Here is a 16,310-nt window from a genome sequence, read left to right as displayed (position 1 = left end):
CGTCAAAAACATGGATGTTTTTGTCGAGCGTACAGGGACGTATTCACAGCGTGTCCCGGAAAGCCTTTGTAGCCATGTGCCAGCCCTTTCTCCCAATTAAGAAGGTTCAGAACCTAGTCGCGTTGCTTGCCAGGCAGTGTCCCCATCATCTTGCAGATAATGCCCAACATGATTTCGTCAGCACCACCGCCGATCGACACCAACCGCACATCCCGGAAGGCACGGGATACCTGGTTCTCCCACATGTAACCCATGCCGCCCCAGTACTGCATGCAGCTATCCGTCACCTCGCGCCCAAGTCGCCCGGCCTTCAGCTTGGCCATGGATGCCAGCTTGGTAACATCCTTGCCCTCGATATGAAGCTCACACGCCTGATAGGTCAGGGCGCGCAGGGCCTCGACTTCCGTTTGTAGCTCCGCCAGCCGGAAATGAATCACCTGGTTGTTGATCAGAGGCTGGCCAAAGGTCTTGCGCTCGCGGCAGTATTCAATGGTCTTGTTGATGCACTGTTCCAGGGCCTTGATGACGTTGGCAGCACCCCAAAGCCGCTCCTCCTGGAACTGTAGCATCTGCATCATGAAGCCGGTGCCCTCGGCGCCGATGCGATAACGCTGGGGTATACGCACATCGTCAAAATAGATCTCAGCTGTTTCAGAGGAGCGCATGCCGAGCTTGTTCAGATGCGGGCTGAAGGAGATGCCCGGCGTATTCATGGGCACCACGATCAGTGATTTGTTCTTGTGGGGCTTGTCATTGGAGGTGTTGGCCAGCAGACAAATGAAATCGGCTTTGGGGCTGTTGGTGATCCACATCTTGGAGCCATTGATGACGTAGTCGTCGCCATCCTGCTTTGCGGTGGTTTTCATCCCCGCCACATCGGAGCCGGCGGCAACCTCGCTCACACCGATGCAACCCACCATGTCGCCGGCAATGGCAGGGGCCAGGAAGGTACGCTTCAGTTCATCGGAACCAAACCGTGAAATGGCAGGTGTACACATGTCAGTCTGAACACCTATGGCCAGGGGCACGCCGCCACAGTGAGCGGTGCCCAGTTCTTCTGCCGCCACCAGGTTGTAGCTGTAATCCAGCCCCATGCCGCCGTATTCTTCCGGCTTCTGAATGCCCAGAATCCCGAGGTTGCCGAGTTTCTTGAAGATATCGTGAATCGGAAAGCCGCCGGCTTCTTCCCATTCGTCGCAGTGGGGATTGATTTCCTTCTCCACGAAATCACGGACGGTTTTTCTCAGGGCTTCGTGTTCGGGGGTGAATTTCACTTTTTTGTTCTCCTCATGTTTGTTCGTGCTTTCATAAGCTGGTGCACGTTCTCAATCCTGGGCGGCGGCTGAGTGGGCCGGCCTTCAGAAACACGCTCAAGCACATCCATGTGGCGCTCGGGCTCCGCCATCCATGGCTCCGCACGGTTTCTGAAGGCCGGCCCACTCAGCCGCTATTGTCTGTAAGTTTGTTGCTTCCTGTTCTTTTTGTCGGATTACGCTTCGCTAATCCGACCTACATTAGTCGCAGGCCCGGAAACGTAGAAACGTAGGTCGGATTAGCGAAGCGTAATCCGACAAACCAATCCGACGTTTTGCAACCGAGCCTTCCAGGGACCTACTCACGGCGTTTTTCGCGACGCCTCCCGCTCCGGCTCCAAACGCCATCACTACGACCGCCTACAGGCGGGCCACACCAAAGGAATTAGGCCGCAACTGCCGGGTTTCAGCCTCGCGACAAACCGAGAGCACGAGGGCCAGGACCCGCCGGGTGTCCCGTGGATCTATCAGGCCGTCGTCCCATAGGCGCGCCGTGCCGAAGAGGGCGGTGGAGCCGTCTTCCAGTTTCTTTGCGGTGGCCTGTTCCAGGAAATCCAGGGTTTTCGGGTCCGGCTCCATACCACCGCGGCGCTGTTTGTCTTCGGCCACAATGCGCATCACCTTGCCCGCCTGTGCCGGGCCCATGACCGCTGTGCGGCTGTTGGGCCAGGCGAAGATAAATCTCGGGTCCAGGCCGCGGCCGCACATCGCGTAGTTACCTGCACCATAGGAACCACCGATGACAATTGCGACCTTTGGTACCCGGCAGTTCGCCACTGCCTGAATCATTTTTGATCCGTGTTTGATGATGCCGTTCTGTTCCGAGTGGGTACCCACCATGAAACCGGTGGTGTTGTGAAGGAACAGCAGCGGTGTGCCGGCCTGGTCGCAGAGCTGGATAAACTGCGCCGCTTTAGTGGCACCAGCGGGGGTGATGGGCCCGTTGTTACCGATGATGCCGACCGAATGTCCTTCAATGCGGATAGTGCCGCACACGGTCTGATCGTCGTAGCCGTTCTTGAAATCCATGAATTTCGAACCATCGGCGATGCGGGCGAGGATTTCGCGGAGGTCGTAGGGCTTTCTGGCGTCGCTGGGGATCACACCCAGCAATTCTTCAGCCGGATGCAGCGGCTCTTCCCATTGCGGTTCCCGGGCCGCGGGCAGTTGTTCGTTCCAGGGCAGGGCTTCGAGTATATTACGGGCATGGCGGATGCCGTCGGCGTCGTCTTCGGCCAGGTATTCCGCTGTGCCAGCCACCTCTACGTGCATCTGCGCACCGCCGAGTTCCTCGTCGGTGGCGACTTCCCCGGTGGCAGCTTTCAGCAGGGGAGGGCCGGCCAGGAACATCTTGGCCTGCTCCCGTACCACGATGACGTAATCCGACAGCCCCGGCTGGTAGGCACCGCCGGCGGTGGCATTACCATGAACCACCGTCACCTGCGGAATACCGGCGGCGGACATCCGCGCCTGGTTGGCGAAGCCGCGGGCGCCCAGCACAAAAATATCCGTAGCGTAGTTCAGGTTGGCGCCACCGCTCTCGGACAGTGACACCACCGGCAGCTTGTTCTCCATCGCGATCTGCTGCAGCCGCAGGGTCTTGTCCAGCCCCGCGGGCGTTATGGTGCCGCCCTTGATGGCACTGTTGCTGGCCACCACCAGGCAGCGAACGCCACTGACATGGCCAATGCCGGCAATAATGCCGCCACCGGACATGCTGCCGTCCTTGTCATCGTGCATCTTGTAGCCGGCCAGTGAGCACAGCTCCAGAAACGGCGTGCCCCGATCCAGCAACCGGTTGATACGGTCCCGGGGCAGCAGCTTGCCGCGCCTGATAAATTTCTCCCGTGCCGCTTCGGCAAGATCCAGAACTTTCTGCTCAACATCCCGGAAAGTGGCGATATGAGCTTCCATCACCTCCGCATTGGCGCGAAAGTCGTCTGACTGGGGATTAACAGTGGACTCCAGTACCTGCATCGAATTCTCCTCAGTCGTCACTCAATACTTTGGGCGTCACCGCCCGATGGAACCCGTTAAAGGGCGCATTGTTCTTCGCCTTCGGGAAAGGCCAGACCCGCCCACCCTGAGACGCCGCGCCGTCAACCCGCAGGCAATCCCCACTGATAAACGCCGCCCCCGGACTCAGCAGAAAACAGATCGCCGCACTGACCTCGGACTCCGTGCCCATGCGCTTGATCGGCACGTTATCCCCCAGGCTGCGAATCCACTGCTTCATATGCTCGGGATAATTGTCCATACCACTGGACGCAATCCAGCCCGGCGCCACTGCATTCACCCGCACCCCGGAGCAACCCCACTCCACCGCAGCCGTCTGCGTAAAATTCACCATCCCCGCCCGGGCCGCACCGGAATGCCCCATGCCGGGCATGCCACCCCACATATCGGCAACAATATTCACGATCGCCCCGCCGGTTTTCGCAAGGGCCTGAGTGTAGGCCTCACGGGCAATCAGAAAGCCACCGGTGAGATTGGTGCGAACCACCGTCTCCCAGCCTTTCTGGTTAATGTTCGCAAGAGGAGACGGGAACTGCCCGCCGGCGTTATTCACCACCCCGTTCAGCCCACCATGTTCATCAATAATGGCTTTAACGGTCGCCTTTACTGACTCTTCCTCGCGGATGTCACACACGTGAGCGGAAGCAACACCACCGTCCTCAGTAATCTCTGCCTTCACCGCCTCAACCTTCTCGGCCTTGCGCCCAACCAGCGCTACCCGTGCACCGAGTGCGGCAAGTTCATGGGCGGTACAACGCCCAATTCCCGAACCTCCTCCCGTGACAATGAAGACCTGGTCCCGAAAGAGGTCCGGGTGAAAAATAGACTGATAACTCATGTCAAAAATCCTCGAAAAAGTTCAGGGCGCTCCGGTGGGAAGACGTGTCAGGGACCGTCAAAAACATGGATGTTTTTGTCGAGCGTACAGGGACGTATTCACAGCGTGTCCCTGACACGTCTTCCCACCGGAGTGCATGCACCCAAGCCAGATCAATCAAGCAGGTCAGCACGAACAGGCACAGGAAACTCAAGCAACTGCTGGGCAAACGCCTTGCCCTGGGGATCAATCCGCAAGCTGGCAACGCCACCGCCACCAAGACTGTGCTCCAGCAGGAAATTGAATGCGTTGAAACCCGGCAACGCCCAGCGTGTAACCCGCCCATGTTCCGGATCCAGGGTATGAACCATCCATTCCGCCACCGCCAGTTCCGTCAACGCCGCTGCAATAAACGGCACAAACTCCGCCTTGCGGGCAATCACCCCGATATTGGTGTGATCTCCCTTGTCGCCACTGCGCGCCCATGCCAGGCGGATCAAAGGGACGGTTACATCGGTGGCTGGTGCTGCAGCACTGGAAGCCTGCGCCTCAAGCTGACCCGGCTCGAACCCGCCATCGGTATCCACCGCCACCGTCTGCCTGTTGCCATCAAGATCCACGGCAACCGAAACCTCAGCTTTGGGAACCAGGCAGGAATACAGCCGGATCTTCGGCCACACCGTCGGCCGTCCACCCACAATGCCGGTAATCCCCGGCGCCATTCCCGTCGCTGCCTGGGCAATCTCCCGGGAAAACAGCACCAGTGCCTCCTTCTTTGCATGGGCGGTACTGATCTTCACCACCACCTCACGACAGTCCCCCATGCGGCCGTGGGCACCATAAGTCGTCTCCGTGCCCAGCAACTCGACACTGGTGTCCGTGTAATCCGGCAGGCCACGCTCACTGAACATCCGCGACGTCTTCGCCAGAATTGCCTCGGCCACCGTCTGAGCTTTGGCCCTGGCATTCATGCCTGCGAGCAGGAACGTAACCGTGCACTTGAAACCATCCGGCCAGGTGCCGGACACTTTATAGCTGCCCGTCGGTGGCAGCCCTTTCGCGCCACAAACCCGCACCTGATCCGTTGCGACTTCTTCAAGAGTGACACCGGTAAAATCACAGGTTACATCCGGCAGCAGGTAGGCTCTCGGATCGCCAATCTCGTAGACCAGCTGCTCCGCTACCGTACCCCGGGACACCTGGCCGCCGGTGCCTTCCGGTTTGGTCATGGTGAACTCGCCGGTTTGAGAAACCTCCGCAACAGGGAAGCCCATATCGGCGTAGCCATCCGCCACCTCTTCCCAGTCGGTAAAATTGCCGCCGGTGGATTGTGCGCCGCATTCCAGCAGATGCCCGGCAAGGCTGCCCTGTGCCAGTTTGTCGTGGTCGCTCCAGCACCAACCGAACTCATGCACCAGTGGTGCCAGTACCAGCGCGCTGTCGGCAACACGGCCGGTAATGACGATATCGGCGCCCTGTTCCAGTGCGGCCACCAGCCCGGGGGCGCCGAGATAGGCGTTCAGGCTTACCATCATCGGTGGCATCGGCTGGCCGGTGGTCATTTCGGTGGTGCCAGCATCGGCCAGTTGCTTCTTCTTCGGCAAAAGATCGTCACCCAGCACCAGGGCAATCTTCATATCCACGCCGGCCTTTTCGCACAGTGCCTGCAGGGCGTCGCGGCAGGCGACGGGATTGACACCGCCGGCGTTCGCCAGCACCCGGATACCTTGCTGTTTTATCTCACCCAGTAGTGGCCCCATCACCGTCTGTACAAAATCCCTGGCATAGCCCTGGCTCGGGTCTTTCATCTTCTGTCCGGCCATGATGGACATGGTGATCTCTGCCAGGTAGTCCGCCACCAGGTAATCAATATTGCCTTTGCGAACCAGCTGGGCCGCGGCGGTTTCGGTATCGCCCCAGAAGGCGGCGGAACAGCCGATGCGGATGGTTTCTGGTCTGGACTGATCGGAATCGGACATGTCTTCACCTTATGAATGGAAGTCGCAAAGCGCTTGCAAAGGCCATGGCAGGGGCCACTGTTTGCGGTTGTTGTCAGCGATTGCGATGACAATACCAAGCAAGCGCTTGGTTTGTAAACAGGCAAAATCAGGATAGAATTGGAACTCTTCTGTTCTCTGGCTGGAAAACACTGTGAATTACCACGCTATCCTGCACTCACTGATTGCTGACAATCAGGTTTCGGACCCCGCCAGCGCCCGCGGACGGCTGCTTCACGAGGCGGCCAGGCTGTTTCGTGACAAGGGCTACGAGCGCACCACGGTGCGGGACCTGGCCGCCGCCGTCGGTATCCAGTCCGGTAGTCTGTTTCACCATTTCCGTACCAAGGAAGAAATCCTCAAAGCGGTAATGGTGGAAACCATTCGCCTCAACACCGCTTTGATGCAGGCCGCAGTGGATGCGGCTGAAACCGATCGTGACAAGCTGCAGGCCCTGGTCAGGGCCGAGCTTGAATCCATTAACGGGCAGACTGGCGAAGCCATGGCGGTACTGGTGTTCGAGTGGCGCAGCCTGTCGGAGACTTCCCGTGCCTATGTACTTGAACTGAGGGATATCTACGAGCAGTTGTGGCTGGATGTGCTGGAGGCCCTGCGCAAGGATGGCATGCTGGCTGCGGAACCGTTCGTGGTGCGCCGCATGCTGACCGGAGCGCTGAGCTGGACGGTGACCTGGTACCGGCCCGACGGGGGCCTCACACTGGACGATCTGACGGAGCAGGTGGTTGCCATGATGGGGCTGACGGCTTCCCGGCCCTGAGCCCGGAGCATTGGCCTGCGCGAGGTAACCTTTTGTCACAAAAAGAAACGGCCCTGGATAAAACTGAAGGCCGTTTGCAGTGTCTGATGGAAAGTCTGGAACGTATCCGTTTTTACCCACGTGGATTGGTTACCCTACCGGAAAACAGCAGGAGTTTTCCCTATCTGTGATGTCGTTTTGGTGAGCTTATTATGATTCGGATCATCCCTGTTACCGCTGGCTTGATTTCCAGTATGCTGCTGTTGTCGGGTTGCGATGGTGGAAGTTCTGGTGGCGGTGAGGTGCCGCCGGATCTGGCCGGGATTATCGAGATCGAAAGCGGTACCCGGGTGGACTCCGACACGGCTGATGACATCTTCTTTGAGCAACAGACGGCTAACGGTTCGCCCGGCTCCGCCCAGACTCTGCCTCCAGCAGCAACCGTGGGGGGATATCTCAGTTTCGCCGACGGAATTTACGTCACTGACACTGCGGATATATTTCTTTTCTTTGAGGATACGGAAGATCTCTACGTCACAGAGCTGTCACCGGGTGACCGGATTACGGCCCAGGTTTTTCTGTCGCCGAAGCAATTCTTTCCTCCGGATCTGCCTCTGCCGGATCGAACACTGCGTGTTTTCAGGCAGCAGGATGGGGAACTGGTGCAGGTTGGCAGCGACAGTACCTCCGCTGACCTGCGGGCACTGACCGTTTCCCTGCCGGATGGCGCCGAAGCCGGCTCCTATCTGATTGAAGCCAGCACAACGGGAGGCCGCCCCTTCCGTTACGTTCTCACTCTGGCTGACCAGACATCCCCCGGTGTCATCAATACCCGCTATACCAACCCGTCTTTCATGGTGGATGAAGCCATTGTGAGCCTGGCATCAGAACCCGGCGGTGCGATGGCGGCCATGGCTGTGTCGGAGCGGCGGGACCTGGGCCGGGGCACCTGGCTGATACGGAGGAAGGGCACGCAAAATCCGGTCGCCATGTCGGTGAACCAGGTGCAAGAGGCCCGCAGGGACACGCTGGACTGGATAGAGGGGTTGCGCGGGCAGCCGGGTGTGGTCGGGGCCGAACCCAATTATCTCTATACCGCCCAGCAGGTATCTCCTGATAACGACACGTTCTTTGATCGACAGTGGAACCTGCCGCTGGCACGGGCGCCAATGGCCTGGCAGGTTGCTCCGGAAACAGGGAGCGGGGTCGGTATCGCGATTCTGGACACCGGCATGTTCAGCGCCACTCCAAAGACCGCTGAAAACTGGCATCCCGATCTCGATGTCAATGTTCAAACCATTAATGGTCAGATCATGGATTATGTGTCAGGAGATCTGGATATTGACGGAGATCCGGGGCGAGATGCCAATCCCGCTGACCCCGGCGACGGCACTGCCCAGAGCAGTAATTTTCACGGTACCCACGTGGCTGGTATCGCCGCCGCGGTGGATAACGAGATTGGTGTTGTGGGAATGGCGCCCGCTGCCACTATTTACCCGGTCAGGGTGCTTGGGCGTGATGGTGTTGGTTCCTCCTCAGACCTGATTGATGCGCTGAACTGGGCGGCAGGCCGCAATGAGATCGACGTGATCAATCTCAGCCTTGGTGGCCTGGGGCCCAGCGCCGCCCTCGAAGCCGCCATTGATTCTGCATGGAACGGCGGCAACGGCAAACTGGTTGTAGCCGCCGCCGGCAACCAGGGTACTGACGAGCCAACCTTTCCTGCTGCTTTTACCAACGTTATCGGAGTCGGCGCCGTAGATGGGGCCGGTGACCGCGCCTCGTATTCCAATGTGGGTGAGTCCGTGGATGTGGTGGCTCCGGGTGGTGATGCGAGCCGGGATGCCAATCAGGATGGGGCCGCTGATGTTATTGTCAGCACATGGGGACGGGATGACAGTGGCGAATTTGAACCCGGTTTTGCCGGCTTGCAGGGTACGTCCATGGCGGCACCTCATGTTTCGGCTGTCTACGCCCTGATGAAGGGAGAGATCGGCGCCGTCATGACACCGGCGAAGTTCCATAGCCTGCTCAAAAACGGTGACCTGACCGAAGAAGTCGGCCCCGCGTTTGAATACGGCGCCGGCCTGATTAATGCCCTGGCTGCAATGGATGCCGCCCTGGAAGGCAACTTTCCCGTCACCCTCGGCGCATCCCCTTCGGCTCTGCAGTTCAATTCGGCCGTTCTGAGTGCGGAACTGGAGTTTTCAGCATTTCCGGAGGGATCAGACATTACCATCGATAGCGTGAGTGCCGGCGCGGGATGGCTGAAGCCTGGAGACGTCAAAACAGAGCCAACTCTGTCACTTCCCGTATCGGTGGATACCGATAGCCCGGGCCTTGAGGACAATAATCGCTATACCACGGAGCTGGTTGTTAACTATGATTCGGTGGAAGGTAGCCCCGGCACTCTGACAATCCCGGTCTCCCTGCGCCTGGGCACTTCGCCGGATGACCGGGACGCGGGGCGACATTTCGTTCTCCTGGTCAATGCCGGTGACAACCGGGATACTGTCGAGCAGGCGGCGGTCACCGTGAGTGGTGGCCACTACAGTTTTGCCTTTGACCAGGTAGAGCCGGGCGAGTACTTCCTGGTTGCGGGTACGGACATGGACAACAACGGTCTGATCTGCGAGAACGGTGAGGCCTGCGCCGAATACCCGGTCAATGGCCTGCCTGAAAAAATCGTGGTTGGTGATGAGCCACTTGCAGGAATAACACTGACCACCAGCTTCCGTCGCCCTACCATTGCGGCCATGGGCGGCCTGCCGCGGGTCGGATTTGAAGGCTATCGCCTTAAATCCGATGGTGACAAAGAGCAGGGTGATGTGCCACTTCGCCGCCTGCAGAACGAGCGTTGATTATGCGTTTCATAAAGATCACTGTGCTTGTACTGGCCCTGACCCTCGCAGCGGGCTGTTCCGTGAGCCGTTCGGCAACTGCCGACGGCGCACCGCTGGCCCGCCAGGTGACGGAGTCCGACCATTGCGGCCTGACCGCACCGGGCCTGGTCTATATCAGCAATGCCAGTGAGCTGGAAAAATTGGCCAGCCTGCCCGCCGGGAATCTTTCCGTTAATCAGCTCCGGGCAATCGATCTGGAGCGGGAGCATCTGGTCCTTGTGGGGCTGGGGCAGAGGCCCACCGGCGGCTACGGTCTGACTCTTGAGTCCGCCGAGATCATTGACGATGTGCTGGAGCTCACTCTCAATGCCCGCAAGCCGGCGCAGGATGCCATGGTCACCCAGGCACTGACCACGCCCTGCGCGATTATTGCAATCACTCCTGAAGACTGGGAGCGGCTAAGGGTATCCGGTGACGGCCTGGATACCATGACACGGGAGCAATAACGTACTACGCCACCGATCAGCACCCGCCGAAATCAACCGTTGATCTTTCTCCTCGAATCCCTAAGCTATGGCCCAGCTTAAAAAACAAACCCGTGGAGTCGCTTTCTTCCCATGAGCCAGAAACAGTACAACGCAGACGCCATTGAAGTTCTTAGTGGTCTGGACCCGGTTCGAAAACGCCCGGGCATGTACACCGACACCAGTCGTCCTAACCATCTGGCCCAGGAAGTCATTGATAACAGCGTCGACGAAGCGCTGGCAGGCCATGCCCGCCGCATTGATGTCGTCCTCCACAGCGACGGCTCGCTCAGCGTTGAAGACGACGGCCGTGGCATGCCGGTGGATATGCACAAGGAGCACGGTGTTCCGGGTGTCGAGCTGATCCTGACCCGCCTCCATGCCGGCGGCAAGTTCTCCCAGGGCAACTACAATTTCTCCGGTGGTCTGCACGGGGTCGGTGTGTCCGTGGTCAACGCGCTGTCGACGCATCTTGAGGTGATGATCAAGCGTGACGGCCAAATGCACCGGATGACGTTTGCGAACGGTCATAAACAGACCGATCTTGAGGCCGTAGACACGGTTGGCAAGCGCAATACCGGCACCCGGCTGACGTTCACGCCGGACCCCAGCTATTTCGACAGTCCGAAGTTTTCTGTCAGTCGTCTGCGCCATAATCTTCGCGCCAAGGCCGTTCTCTGCCCGGGTCTGACTATCACCTTCCTGCAGGAGCAGACCGGTGACAGGGACGAGTGGTGCTATGAAGGCGGTTTGCGCGATTACCTGCGCACCGAGCTGGCCGACATCGAAGCGGTCCCTCTTGAACCGTTCACCGGGAGCTTCTCCGGCAACAAGGAAGCCGTGGACTGGGCCATCCAGTGGCTGCCGGAAGGCGGCGAAGCGGTGATGGAAAGCTACGTTAACCTGATCCCCACCGCCCAGGGCGGCACTCATGTAAACGGACTGCGCACCGGCCTGCTGGAAGCCATGCGGGAATTCTGCGAGTTCCGCAGCCTGCTGCCTCGGGGGGTAAAGCTGTCGCCGGAAGACATCTGGGAGCGCTGTGCCTACGTACTCTCCTTCAAGATGCAGGAACCCCAGTTCTCGGGCCAGACCAAGGAGCGCCTGTCGTCCCGTGAAGCCGCCGCATTTATCTCCGGCGTGGTCAAGGATGCCTTCAGCCTGTGGCTGAACCAGCATACCGATGTTGCCGAAGCGCTCGCCGAGCTGTTTATCAGTAACGCCCAGCATCGTCTTCGTGCCAGCAAGAAAGTTGCCCGCAAAAGAGTCACCTCCGGGCCGGCGCTGCCCGGCAAGCTGGCGGACTGCTCCGGCAGTGACAGTAACCGCTCCGAACTCTTCCTGGTGGAGGGGGATTCCGCCGGTGGCTCTGCCAAGCAGGCCCGCGACCGGGAATTCCAGGCCGTGATGCCTTTGCGGGGAAAGATCCTCAACACCTGGGAAGTGGATTCCAACGAAATCCTTGCCTCCCAGGAAGTCCACGACATTGCCGTTGCCATTGGTGTAGACCCGGGCTCCGACAAGCTGGACGGCCTGCGCTACAACAAGATCTGCATCCTCGCCGATGCCGATTCCGACGGGCTGCACATCGCCACTCTGCTGTGCGCCCTGTTCGTCAAGCATTTCCGGCCGCTGGTGGCCGCCGGCCACGTGTTTGTTGCCATGCCCCCGCTGTACCGGGTGGACCTGGGCAAGGAAACCTTCTACGCCCTGGACGAGCACGAGAAGCAGGGCATCCTTGATCGCCTGGCGGCGGAAAACCGCCGTGGCAAAATCTCCGTCACCCGTTTCAAGGGCCTCGGCGAAATGAATCCGCTGCAGCTTCGTGAGACCACCATGGCCCCGGATACCCGTCGGCTGGTGATGCTCACTATTGCTGACGGCGACGACACCGACAGTCGCATGGATATGCTGTTGGGCAAAAAGCGGGCTTCTGATCGCCGGGTATGGCTGGAAACCTACGGGAACATGGCCGATATCGAGGTGTAATCCTCGGCATATGCTTAATGGTGCTTTAAACAGCATCCTTTATTCTTTCTAAGTCTTGAGCAAACTCGCTATCCTGCGCCTTTTATCCAGGGGATCACCAGATGGACTGGCAGGGCTGGTTTGCTTTAAGCCTCGCGGGGATCGCATTGCTGTTGATGAGTGTCGGGCGTTTTGGCCCACACCTCGTCATGATGAGCGTGCTGGTCGTGCTGAGCGCCAGCGGCATTGTTACCGCCGACCAGGCCCTGGCCGGGTTCAGTAACACCGGCCTGATCACTGTGGTTGCCATGTTTGTGGTGGCTTCGGGGATTCACCACTCCGGCGGTGTGGATCTGGTGGTCCACCACTTGCTGCGTTCTCCCCGCACCGTACGTTCGGCCCAGGCCCGCATTGCCTTTCCGGTTGCTTTGCTGAGCGGCTTTCTCAACAACACCCCTGTGGTTGCCACCATGATCCCGGCTGTTCACGCCTGGTCGCGAAAAATCGGCATCTCACCCTCGAAGCTGATGATACCCTTGAGTTATTCCGCCATCCTGGGCGGCACGCTGACGCTGATCGGCACCAGTACCAACCTGGTGGTCAACGGGCAATACCGGCAGCTGACCGGGGAAGACGGTTTTTCGATATTCTCCATTACGGCTGTCGGATTACCGGTTGCAGTGATTGGTCTGGCGGTCATGCTGCTGGTGCTGCCAAGAGCGCTGCCTGACCGCAAGGATCAGCAGAAGTTCGGCTCCATGCGGGAATTTACCCTCGAGGTGGCGGTCGCGTTTGACGGCCCTCTGGTAGGAAAGAGCGTTGGCGAGGCCGGCCTGCGTGAGCTGGAACGGCTGTATCTGGTAGAGATTGAACGGGATGGCAGCGTGGTAACCGCAGTGCCCTCGGAAGAGCGCCTGCGGGGCGGTGACCGGCTGGTGTTCGCTGGCGATACCCAGGCCATTTCCGATGTGCTGCGGATCAACGGCATTGTGCCATCCGTTCACGATGACGAGCCCAGTCTGAGTAAAGATCGCGCAGAGCGCCGGCTGGTGGAGGCCGCACTGTCTCCGCAATCGGAAGTGCTTGGTCTGACGATTCGCGATGCCCGCTTCCGGGACCGTTATGGTGCCGTGGTGCTGGCAGTTGCGCGGGGTGGTGAACGGGTATCCGGTAACCTTGGCAATATCCGGCTCAGGACCGGGGACGTATTGCTGCTGGAAGCCCGTCCGGCGTTTGTCAGCCGGCAGCGCTATGCCAAGGACTTCCTGCTGATCAACGACCTGGAGACTGAAACGCCCCGTCACGACCGGGCCTACCTGTCCTGGGGCATACTGCTGGTGTTGGTCTCGGCGGCAGCCCTTGGTGTCTTGAGTATGCTTAATGCCGCACTGATCGGGGCAGCGCTGATGATTCTCAGTGGCTGCTGTTCCGTTGGCCAGGCACAGAAAGCTGTGGATGTGCCTGTCATACTTACCATCGCCGCCTCGTTTGCGTTGGGTGCGGCCCTGCAGGAAACCGGAGCGGCGGCCTTCGTCGCCGAGGGCATACTGGATGTCAGCAGTGGTCACCCGTTGCTGACGGTGCTGCTGGTGTATTTCTCCGTATCGGTTCTTACCGAAGTGATCACCAACAACGCCGCTGCGGTGCTGGTATTGCCCATTGTGCTGTCCATGACGGCATCCCTGGGCATTGCCGCGGAGCCCTACGTGATTGCTGTGATGATGGCGGCCTCCGCCAGCTTTGCTACCCCGCTAGGCTACCAGACCAATATGATGGTGTTCGGTCCGGGTGGCTATCGGTTCATGGATTTCGTGAAGGTAGGCCTGCCGATGAATCTGTTTATCGGGCTGGTTACTGTCGGGATGATTTCACTGGTTTACGGAATCAAGCTTTCCTGACGGTCGTTGTAGTCAGGTTGACCAGAATATCACCGCAGAGCACTCTCACTGCTCTCACTGCTCTCACTGCTCTCACTGCTCTCACTGCTCTGCAGTGATCTCAACCAACAGCCAGCGAAACTCAGATGCAGGCGCCAGGCACCCGGAAGTGCCTGAAAATGTCGAAGACCCTGGCGGGAGATTCATGAAATCAGTTGTTACTGGGAACCGCAACTGACTCGTCAAATTCAATTTCCATGTTTTTTCCTCTTGTTTGATGTGTAACCCTGACGGGCAACCAATTTATGCAATAAGTTTATTCTGCACATAGTTTTCTACAATCCGTAGAATCCGTATCAGACCAAAGGTATAAGGGAAAGTACGTGGTTTGCCCGATAACTGCCTTGGTCAGAATTTCTGATCTATGCGTGCAAAACATTTTGATTGGTTTTAGCGACCCCTGTTCCTACACTGTTTTCAGTGAGGACTAGCCCCGGAGTGTCGAACAGGGAGATATTGATGCAGGTACGCAATACACCGGACAGGTTCGGAGTCGTAACAATAGGCATTCACTGGCTGGTTACGGTGGCGGTATTCGGTCTGTTCGGGTTGGGATACTGGATGGTGGACCTTTCCTATTATGATGACTGGTATCGGAGGGGCCCGGATATCCACCGCAGCATCGGAATTCTGCTGTTGATGGTGATGCTGCTGCGACTGGTCTGGCGCTTCGTTAACCCTGTTCCCCGGCCGCTGCCGGACCACAGCCGCTTCGAAGTGCTGGCGTCCCGCGGTGCCCACCTGACGTTGTACCTACTGGCTTTCGTGGCGATGGTCAGTGGCTATCTGATCTCCACTGCCGACGGGTCTTCCATCAAGGTGTTCGACTGGTTCGAGGTGCCCTCGGTGACCGGCCAGATCAAGAGAATGGAGGATACCGCCGGTCTTGTTCACTACTGGTCAACCTGGGCACTGGTGGTACTTGCCGGCGTGCATGGACTGGCCGCCATAAAACATCATTTCATTGACCACGACGACACTTTGCGGCGTATGTTGGGTACCGATCGTCGCCGACGCTGATCTGGATAATAGCTAAAACTGTGCCTGCGGGCCTTTTCAACAAGGAGATGAACATGAAAAAACTGCTGCTTGCATCTGCAGTGACCCTCACGATGGCCGGGGGCGTCCAGGCATCCGAGCATAGCGGAACCTACGCCTTTGATACCGAAGGTGACCACCAGTTTATCAACTTCAAGATTTCACACCTGGGTTACAGCTGGCTTTACGGCCGCTTCAATGAATTTGACGGGCAGTTTGTTTACGACGCGGAAAACCCGGAAAACAGTTCTGTGGAAGTCACCGTGGACACCTCCAGCGTCGACTCAAATCACGCCGAGCGGGACAAGCACCTGCGTGAGGAAGACTTCCTGTATGTCAGCGAGTACCCGGAAGCGACGTTCAGGACCACGCGGGTGGAGGTAGACGACGAGGGCGAGGCCGACATCATCGGTGACCTGACCCTGCGCGGGGTAACCAGAGAAGTAACCCTGGATGTGGAAATGCTGGGCCATGGTGATGACCCCTGGGGCGGCTACCGTATGGGTTTTGAAGCGGGAACCGAATTCAAATTGTCCGACTTCGGAATTCCGATGGATCTGGGCAAAGCCTCTGAGGCCGTTGAGTTGATTATCTCTGTAGAAGGGATTCGCCAGTAAAATCGGTATTTCCATGGCCCCCGCTTTGCCGGGAGGCCATGCTGCCCTCGGCAGTCATCACCCTGTTCTGCCCAAGCCTTGCATCACAGTGTATCCGTGGATTGCCCAAGGTTATTATGGTTGCGGCAAAGGTGGCGCTGGCGCCAGAACTGGCCGAAAAAAATGACCAGTCCGATCAGTAGTCCCGCCCACAGATAGGGCTCTGCGAGCTGGAAGTTGCCGGTAATGGCGAACTCCACCAACAGCATCAGTGCCAGAGCAAGAACAGCATTCACCACGGCCGTCATCATGGCCTGCCCGCAGGCTTTCAGGTTGGGTCTCATAGTTCTCCACTCTTGGATGTCATGAAACGTATCTTTGTTTTACCGTTTGTGAGCATACGGCGAGGGTCGAATTCTCTCCATGCGGGAATTCCGCTATTGGAAATCCGACACGGTGTTGGTGTATCTGTCCCCGCCTCCATATAATGTGCCCTCCGGCGGC

At 58.6% G+C, this 16,310-nt stretch carries 12 protein-coding genes; 7 read left to right on the top strand and 5 right to left on the bottom strand.

The features are described from left to right. Positions 1-113: 113 nt before the first annotated feature. The 4 genes from DIT72_RS18005 to DIT72_RS17990 all read right to left on the bottom strand — a co-directional run bounded on the left by DIT72_RS18005 (position 114) and on the right by DIT72_RS17990 (position 6,125). Positions 114-1,274, bottom strand: a complete 1,161-nt coding sequence (locus DIT72_RS18005; protein ID WP_135956624.1) for an acyl-CoA dehydrogenase family protein — start codon at positions 1,272-1,274, stop codon at positions 114-116. 399 nt (positions 1,275-1,673) lie between these two features. Further along, positions 1,674-3,290 (bottom strand): acyl-CoA carboxylase subunit beta, encoded by a 1,617-nt coding sequence (locus tag DIT72_RS18000; protein WP_135956623.1) that lies wholly within the window; start codon positions 3,288-3,290, stop codon positions 1,674-1,676. Between the two features lie 10 nt (positions 3,291-3,300). Beyond that, positions 3,301-4,167, bottom strand: coding sequence for an SDR family oxidoreductase (locus tag DIT72_RS17995; RefSeq protein WP_135956622.1), 867 nt, complete (start codon positions 4,165-4,167; stop codon positions 3,301-3,303). A 152-nt stretch (positions 4,168-4,319) separates the two neighbouring features. Further along, on the bottom strand, positions 4,320-6,125 hold the full coding sequence (locus DIT72_RS17990) for an acyclic terpene utilization AtuA family protein (RefSeq protein WP_135956621.1): 1,806 nt from the start codon (positions 6,123-6,125) through the stop codon (positions 4,320-4,322). Positions 6,126-6,297: 172 nt separating this feature from the next. Between DIT72_RS17990 and DIT72_RS17985 the strand changes: the two genes are divergently transcribed. From DIT72_RS17985 to DIT72_RS17955, 7 genes are all read left to right on the top strand, one after another. Further along, positions 6,298-6,921 carry a TetR/AcrR family transcriptional regulator gene (locus tag DIT72_RS17985; protein WP_135956620.1) on the top strand — a complete coding sequence of 208 codons (624 nt, stop codon included), beginning with the start codon at positions 6,298-6,300 and terminating at the stop codon, positions 6,919-6,921. 191 nt (positions 6,922-7,112) lie between these two features. Further along, entirely contained in the window at positions 7,113-9,761 is a 2,649-nt protein-coding gene (locus DIT72_RS17980) for a S8 family serine peptidase (RefSeq protein WP_135956619.1), read from the top strand. 2 nt (positions 9,762-9,763) lie between these two features. After that, positions 9,764-10,249 carry a protease complex subunit PrcB family protein gene (locus DIT72_RS17975; protein ID WP_135956618.1) on the top strand — a complete coding sequence of 162 codons (486 nt, stop codon included), beginning with the start codon at positions 9,764-9,766 and terminating at the stop codon, positions 10,247-10,249. A gap of 111 nt (positions 10,250-10,360) precedes the next feature. Then, complete coding sequence (gene parE, locus DIT72_RS17970) at positions 10,361-12,256, top strand: DNA topoisomerase IV subunit B (protein WP_135956617.1); 1,896 nt, start codon at positions 10,361-10,363, stop codon at positions 12,254-12,256. A gap of 101 nt (positions 12,257-12,357) precedes the next feature. Continuing rightward, complete coding sequence (locus DIT72_RS17965) at positions 12,358-14,133, top strand: SLC13 family permease (RefSeq protein ID WP_135956616.1); 1,776 nt, start codon at positions 12,358-12,360, stop codon at positions 14,131-14,133. Between the two features lie 498 nt (positions 14,134-14,631). Next, the gene (locus DIT72_RS17960) at positions 14,632-15,192 is read left to right on the top strand and encodes a cytochrome b (RefSeq protein ID WP_135956615.1); all 561 of its coding nucleotides are present in this window, start codon (positions 14,632-14,634) and stop codon (positions 15,190-15,192) included. 53 nt (positions 15,193-15,245) lie between these two features. Beyond that, positions 15,246-15,827, top strand: coding sequence for a YceI family protein (locus DIT72_RS17955; protein WP_135956614.1), 582 nt, complete (start codon positions 15,246-15,248; stop codon positions 15,825-15,827). Between the two features lie 83 nt (positions 15,828-15,910). Here the strand turns inward: DIT72_RS17955 and DIT72_RS17950 are convergent, their stop codons facing one another. Further along, complete coding sequence (locus tag DIT72_RS17950) at positions 15,911-16,150, bottom strand: hypothetical protein (protein ID WP_135956613.1); 240 nt, start codon at positions 16,148-16,150, stop codon at positions 15,911-15,913. Positions 16,151-16,310 lie beyond the last annotated feature (160 nt).

Origin of the sequence: Marinobacter orientalis, assembly GCF_004792665.1 — a bacterium.
In the GTDB taxonomy this organism is placed as follows: Bacteria; Pseudomonadota; Gammaproteobacteria; order Pseudomonadales; family Oleiphilaceae; genus Marinobacter; species Marinobacter orientalis.
This window is presented reverse-complemented; position numbering and strand designations above follow the sequence as displayed.

Excerpts from the sequence above, each read along its gene's own strand:
- DIT72_RS17950 (WP_135956613.1), bottom strand. The coding sequence starts at position 16,150 with ATGAGACCCAACCTGAAAGCCTGCGGGCAGGCCATGATGACGGCCGTG.
- parE (WP_135956617.1), top strand. The coding sequence starts at position 10,361 with ATGAGCCAGAAACAGTACAACGCAGACGCCATTGAAGTTCTTAGTGGT.
- DIT72_RS17965 (WP_135956616.1), top strand. The coding sequence starts at position 12,358 with ATGGACTGGCAGGGCTGGTTTGCTTTAAGCCTCGCGGGGATCGCATTG.
- DIT72_RS17955 (WP_135956614.1), top strand. The coding sequence starts at position 15,246 with ATGAAAAAACTGCTGCTTGCATCTGCAGTGACCCTCACGATGGCCGGG.
- DIT72_RS17980 (WP_135956619.1), top strand. The coding sequence starts at position 7,113 with ATGATTCGGATCATCCCTGTTACCGCTGGCTTGATTTCCAGTATGCTG.
- DIT72_RS17975 (WP_135956618.1), top strand. The coding sequence starts at position 9,764 with ATGCGTTTCATAAAGATCACTGTGCTTGTACTGGCCCTGACCCTCGCA.
- DIT72_RS17990 (WP_135956621.1), bottom strand. The coding sequence starts at position 6,125 with ATGTCCGATTCCGATCAGTCCAGACCAGAAACCATCCGCATCGGCTGT.
- DIT72_RS17995 (WP_135956622.1), bottom strand. The coding sequence starts at position 4,167 with ATGAGTTATCAGTCTATTTTTCACCCGGACCTCTTTCGGGACCAGGTC.
- DIT72_RS17960 (WP_135956615.1), top strand. The coding sequence starts at position 14,632 with ATGCAGGTACGCAATACACCGGACAGGTTCGGAGTCGTAACAATAGGC.
- DIT72_RS18000 (WP_135956623.1), bottom strand. The coding sequence starts at position 3,290 with ATGCAGGTACTGGAGTCCACTGTTAATCCCCAGTCAGACGACTTTCGC.